This window comes from Acinetobacter sp. 228 (assembly GCF_048147885.1).
On record NZ_JAYWYV010000429.1, the window covers coordinates 1 to 1173 of the forward strand.

The 1173-nt window shown below is 35.5% G+C and carries 1 protein-coding gene; it reads right to left on the reverse strand.

Features of this window, described 5'->3' with window-relative positions:
- Window positions 1-130: 130 nt before the first annotated feature.
- The coding region (locus VXQ92_RS19595) for a DNA polymerase (RefSeq protein WP_416682919.1) at window positions 131-1173 on the reverse strand (1043 nt) is incomplete at its 5' end.

The window sequence follows — 1173 nt, forward strand, 5'->3', positions numbered from 1 at the left end:
TCTCTACCCTGTTTAGGCTGAAAAGTAAGGTAACAGAAGCAAACTCAATGGTTTGAGTCTGCTTAAATGCACGAAAATTTGTCAGCGAGATTTTAGTAATTTTCATAATATTCGATGATTTCTCTTATTATCAAAATGGCAATTCAACATCTTGCTTAGTCACTAATTTGTCTGAGTTTACAGCAACTTGGTCAAACCATTGCAACCATGCATCTGAATGATATTCATCTAAAGACGTTTCACTATACATCTGCAGATCGACTTTGGGCTCTAACATATTAAAAGCATCATAAAGTGTACCACTCATACAGGAATAGATTAGTGAAATATAATATTCTCGATCTTCATTAGGGATCTGTACTAAGAATTCATCATATAGTGGACATACCAATTGCATGGTTTTCTTCACATCTGTTTGGAAAATTTGCACCAATGCTGATTTAAAAATTGCTGCTGCTGTACTTTGAATTGGGAAATTAAAGAACCAATTGTTCTCCCACTGATCTAGATAAGCATTACTTGGTCTATTTTTTACACTTGCACGATGTAGCCCAAACATATTATTAATAAAACCATGTTGCTGACCGAATTCTATACACTGTTGTCTTAATTGATCAATTGCAGGATAACGCTGATCAATTTGCTGACGAACCTGAGTAATTTGATGACTTGGCATAGACATCATTTTACTTAAATTGTCATCTTGAATACCGTAAATTAAACCAAGGAAGAAAAGTTTTGCTTGATCTCGACTAATCTCTATTTCATCCGCCAACTCTTGATAAATATCCGATTGGTTATAGTCCTGAATCAGTTGTCGATCACCAGATAAACCGGCCAAAACCCCAAGTTCAATTTGCCCATAATCAAAGGAATACAAAGTATATCCAGCTTGATTGGCAAAAATAGATCGATAGGCTTTAGGGAAAGACAAAATGGCAGGATCTTTTGCTGTACAACGCCCTGTCACTGTTCCCAAAATTTGATACTTAGGATGTACTCGATCTTGCGTAGTATTGGCAAATGCTTTGACTAAACTAGATGCACGATTGAGTTTGTCAAATTGGTGATATAAATGTGCCACAGGATCTTGCTGAACTTTCTTTAAGAGATGATCCAGACTTTCATCCTGCTTCGATTGCATCAAGACATCATATTGATATTTATCTTTTA